At 70.9% G+C, this 4,969-nt stretch carries 5 protein-coding genes; 1 reads left to right on the top strand and 4 read right to left on the bottom strand.

Going from position 1 to position 4,969, the window contains the following annotated elements:
- The 4 genes from AOK08_RS37920 to AOK08_RS37905 all read right to left on the bottom strand — a co-directional run.
- The coding region (locus tag AOK08_RS37920; protein WP_157876965.1) for a CNNM domain-containing protein at positions 1-415 on the bottom strand (415 nt) is incomplete at its 3' end.
- The gene (locus AOK08_RS37915; protein WP_055534569.1) at positions 412-1,782 is read right to left on the bottom strand and encodes a hemolysin family protein; all 1,371 of its coding nucleotides are present in this window, start codon (positions 1,780-1,782) and stop codon (positions 412-414) included. The genes AOK08_RS37915 and AOK08_RS37920, both read right to left, overlap by 4 nt.
- 174 nt (positions 1,783-1,956) lie before the next feature.
- Positions 1,957-2,382, bottom strand: coding sequence for a GNAT family N-acetyltransferase (locus AOK08_RS37910; protein WP_055534570.1), 426 nt, complete (start codon positions 2,380-2,382; stop codon positions 1,957-1,959).
- A 128-nt stretch (positions 2,383-2,510) separates the two neighbouring features.
- Complete coding sequence (locus AOK08_RS37905) at positions 2,511-4,172, bottom strand: FAD-dependent oxidoreductase (protein WP_055534568.1); 1,662 nt, start codon at positions 4,170-4,172, stop codon at positions 2,511-2,513.
- A gap of 324 nt (positions 4,173-4,496) precedes the next feature.
- On the opposite strand from AOK08_RS37905, the gene AOK08_RS48050 reads away from it, so the two are divergent.
- Positions 4,497-4,969: antibiotic biosynthesis monooxygenase (locus tag AOK08_RS48050; RefSeq protein ID WP_241827270.1), on the top strand; the 473-nt coding region annotated here is incomplete at its 3' end.

The raw sequence follows: 4,969 nt of genomic DNA, 5'->3' as shown, positions 1-4,969 counted from the left end.
GCTCGGCGAGCGCGATGTTCTTCGGCACCATCTCGCCGAGCAGCATGTGCAGATAGGTCGCCAGGGTGAGGGCGATCACGAAGGACACCGCGTGGCCCGCGCTCGCGGGGACACCCACCGCGTGGAACACCGGTTCCAGCAGATGCGCGATCGCCGGCTCGGCGACCACTCCGAGGACCAGCGTGCACAGTGTGATGCCCAACTGGGCCGCCGCCAGCAGCGCGGACACGTGCTCCAGACCCCACAGCACGCTCTTCGCCCGCCGGTCACCGTCCGCGCGGTCCCCGTCGGCGCCCTCCTCGACATACTGCTCGATCTGGCTGCGGCGTACGGAGATCAGCGCGAACTCGGCGCCCACGAAGAAGGCGTTGACGACCAGCGTCGCCAGCCCGATCAGCAACTGGACGGTCGTCACTTCGCCTCCCCTTCCTTCTTGTTCTTGTGAGTCCTGTCCTTGTCGGTCTCGGGCTCTTCCCTCGCTCGCGGTGCGTGCAGCAGGACGCGGGCGGCCCGGCGGCCCGAGGCGTCCACCACGTCCAGGCGCCAGTCGGCGACCTCGACGGTGTCACCGGCCCGTGGAATACGGCCCAGCTCGGTCGCGACCAGGCCGGCGAGGGTCTCGTACGGCCCCTCCGGCAGCCGCAGGCCGACGCGGGCCAGCTGGTCGGTGCGGGCGGCGCCGTCAGCGGAGTAGAGGGCGCGGCCCTCGTCGTCGGTGCCGGCCGGGTCGAGGTCGGACAGCTCGTGCGGGTCGTGCTCGTCCCGCACCTCGCCGACGACCTCCTCGACGATGTCCTCCAGCGTCGCCACGCCCGCCGTACCGCCGTACTCGTCGATGACGACCGCCATCGTGCGCTTTCCGGAGAGCCGGTCGAGCAGCCGGTCGACGGTCAGCGACTCGGGGACCAGCAGCGGCTCGCGCATCACTTCGGAGACGCTCACCCGGGGGCGGCGTTCCGCGGGCAACGCGAGGCAGTCCTTGATGTGTGCGACGCCGACGACCGAGTCGAGGTTGCCGTGGTAGACGGGGAACCGGGACAGCCCGGTCGCCCGTGTCGCGTTCGCCACGTCCTCGCAGGTCGCCTGGGCGTCGAGGGCGACGACCTGGACGCGCGGTGTCATCACGTTCTCCGCGGTGAGGTCGGCGAGGTTCAGGGTTCGTACGAAGAGTTCGGCGGTGTCGGGCTCCAGGGCGCCCGCCTTCGCCGAGTGCCTGGCCAGCGCGGCCAGTTCCTGGGGGCCGCGCGCGGAGGCCAGCTCTTCGGCGGGCTCGATGCCGAAGAGGCGCACCATGCGGTTCGCCGTGTTGTTGAGGTGCGTGATGAACGGCCGGAAAGCGGCGCTGAACCAGCGTTGCGGTGTCGCCACCCGCTTGGCCACGGCCAGCGGCGACGAGATCGCCCAGTTCTTGGGCACCAGCTCGCCGACGACCATCAGGAATACGGTCGACAACGCCGTACCGATCACCAGCGCCAGGGTCGAGGACGCCGAGGCCGGGACGCCGAGCGATTCGAGCGGGCCCGCGATCAGCGCGGCGATCGACGGCTCGGAGAGCATGCCGACCACCAGATTGGTGACCGTGATGCCGAGCTGCGCGCCGGAGAGCTGGAACGTGAGGTTCCGTACGGCCTTCAGGGCGCCGGCGGCACCCCGCTCGCCGCGCTCCACCGCGCGTTCCAGCTCGCCGCGCTCGACCGTGGTGAGGGAGAACTCCGCCGCGACGAACGCGCCGCAGGCCAGGGAGAGCAGGATCGCCACCAGGAGAAGGAGCACTTCTGTCATCGGGTCACCTCCGTCCCAGGATCGGGCAGGGGCGGCGGGATCGCTCGATGCCGGGTGGTGCCGGTGCTACTGGGAGGCTCGCCCATGGGCGGACGCTCACACCTTTCCTCGGAGAAGTTCAGAGAACTATGAAAAGCAACTGGTCCACCAATGGTAAAGGATGTGCAAAGCGGGTCAGTCGGTGAGGGGCTTCACCCAGCGCCGCCACTGCTCCTCGGGTCCGTACCCGGCCGCACGCCATGCCTGCTGCCCGCTCTCGTTGCGCTCCAGCACCATGGCGTCCGCGCGCCGCCCGCCCAGCCGCGCGAACCGCTCCTCGGCCGCCGCCAGCAGCGCCGAACCGATGCCCTGACGGCGCCGCTCCGGGTGTACCGCGAGCCGGTAGAGATGGCAGCGCCAGCCGTCGAAACCGGCGATCACGGTGCCCGAGAGAACCCCGTCGCGCTCCGCGAGGAGCAGGGCCTCGGGGTCCCGGTCGACGAGCCGGGTCACGCCGTCGCGGTCGTCGCTGATGCTGGTTCCCTCGGCGGCCTCACGCCAGAACCGCAGCACGGAGTCGATGTCCGCGTGGCCGGCCGGGCGGATGTGCAGATCACTCATGATGCGAGCCAAGCAGAGCGGCGACCGGTCTGGCGAACCGTTTCCGTGCACGGAGGTTGAAGTCTCCGTGCACGGAAGCGAATCGATCGGTCAGTTCCGGTCCTGAGACTCTGTTCCGGTCCAGCGAGTCAGTGCCGGTCGAGCAGCGCAGACAAGGCCTCTCGCAGCACCGCCCCGGGGTTCGCCGACGCCCCTTCCGAGCGCCACGCGACAAACCCGTCGGGCCGCACCAGCACCGCCCCGTCCGCGGTCACGCCGTACGCCTCCGACCATTCCAGGTCGCTCGCGGACAACAGCTCCGCGTCCGGCCCGCTGCCGATCCGGTACGAGTCCAGCGGCACCGCCAGCTGCCGCGCGACGTCCGCCGCCGCGCCGTGCCAGTCGACACCGCCGCCCGCCGAGCTGAGCAGCACCATCGAACCCTCGTACAGGTCGAGCGTGGAGATCCGGGTGCCGGCCCGGTTCAGCCACAGGTGCGGAGCCCGGCTGCCGGGATCACCCGTCAGCCGTACGCCCTCGGGCACGACCGGAACCGACGGGTCGGCGCCGAGCACCGCACCGCGCGGATAGCGGTACGCCAGCGCCACGTTGAGGATGCCGCCCTTCCGGCCACCGGGACCGCCTGCCCCGGGAGCGGGCGTGTACCCGGGGTGGCTGTGCTCGACCGACCGAGAGGAGGCACGGGCGCTCGTCGCCTCCGCGACCGGCCTGCGCTCCAGGTCGTACGACCCCAGCAGCCCGGGACCCGCCCAGCCGCCCAGCACGGCGGCCAGCTTCCAGGCGAGGTTGTGGGCGTCCTGGATACCGGTGTTGGAGCCGAACGCGCCGGTGGGGGACATCTCGTGGGCCGAGTCGCCGGCCAGGAACACCCTGCGGTCCGCGTACCGCTGGGCGACCCGCTCGGCGGCGTGCCAGGCGGCCCGGCCGGTGATCTCCACATCCAGATCCGGTACGCCGACGGCCCGCCGGATGTGTTCCCGGCACCGCTCGTCGGTGAACTCCTCCAGCGTCTCGCCCTGTTCGGGGTGCCACGGCGCGTGGAACACCCAGCGCTCCTGGTTGTCGACGGGCAGCAGGGCCCCGTCGGCTTCCGGATTGGTCAGGTAGCAGACGATGAAGCGCCGGTCGCCGACCACCTCGGCCAGGCCGCGCGAGGTGAACGTGACGCTCACGTTGTGGAACAGGTCGCCCGGGCCGCTCTGCCCGATGCCGAGCTGTTCGCGGACGGGGCTGCGCGGACCGTCCGCCGCGACCAGGTAGTCCGCGCGGACGACGGTGTGCTCACCGGTCTCCCGGCTCTTGAGCCGCGCGGTCACCCCGTCGGAGTCCTGCTCGAACGACATCAGCTCGGTCGAGAACCGCAGATCCCCGCCGAGAGAGCGCGCGTTCGCCAGCAGGACCGGCTCCAGGTCGTTCTGGCTGCACAGGCACCAACCGCTCGGGCTGAAGCGGGCGAGCCCCCCGCCGGGGTCGATCTCCTTGAAGAGCCATTCGCCCACGTCACCGACGAGGGCGGGGGTCTGCAGGATGCCGTGGTTGTCGGCGAGGACCGACGCCGCCTCCTCGATGCGCCGCTCCACCCCGGCCACCCGGAACAACTCCATGGTGCGCACGTTGTTCCCGCGCCCACGTGGATGGATCGAGGTGCCCGAGTGACGCTCCACGAGCATGTGCGGCACGCCGAGGCGGCCGAGGAACAGGGAGGTGGACAGCCCCACCAGGGAGCCGCCGACGATCAGGACGGGCGTGTGGTGGCCGACTCCGCCGTCGGCCTCTTCCGCGCGGTTCATGTGATGCCTCCAGTGTGTGCCGGTACTGCCGGTCCTGCCGGTGGGCGGCCCGGCGAGGGAACGCCCCTGCACAGTGCATCGGCCGGGAGCGATCCGCCCGCCGGGAGCACCCGGATGGCGCACCGTTCACCCGCCCGACCCCGTGGAAGTCGCGCACTTCGCCACTCGCGTCAACTATCGGCTCATGGCGGCCCCGACATTTCGGAAACGGCGGTCGCTCCCCGCCTTCCAGGACGGACCTCCCGACGGACCTCCACCACGGATTTCCGGAACGGACCCGCACGGCAGGGCGAACTCCCACGACGAAGAGGAGAGGTGCGCCGGATGACCATCTCGGGACGCATATCGCAGTCCGCGTTCGACGGTTCCAGGCTGCGGGTGATCCTGCTGCTCGACCTGTACGAAGGAGCCCAGCAGCAGTTCCTGGACGCGTACGAACTCATGCGCAACCAGGTCGCGGCTGTCCCCGGTCACCTCAGTGACCAGCTCTGCCAGTCGATCGAGAACCCTTCGCAGTGGCTCATCACCAGCGAGTGGGAGAGCGCCCCGCCCTTCCTCGCCTGGGTGAACAGCGAGGAGCACGTCGAGACCGTACGGGCGATGCACAGCTGCGTCCGGGACACCCGGTCGATGCGCTACAGCATCCTCCGTGAGACGACCCCCAACGGGCCCCTCCCGCCGGTCTCGGCGGCGGGCACGCAGGTGGCGGCCAGGGTGGGCGACGGTGTCGCACGCCATGCCCTCACCTTCACCGTCAAGCCCGGCTCCGAGTCGAAGGTCGCCGAGATCCTGGCCGG

The sequence above is a fragment of the Streptomyces graminilatus genome (genome assembly GCF_001418565.1).
Classification (GTDB): Bacteria; Actinomycetota; Actinomycetes; order Streptomycetales; family Streptomycetaceae; genus Streptomyces; species Streptomyces graminilatus.
This window is presented reverse-complemented; position numbering and strand designations above follow the sequence as displayed.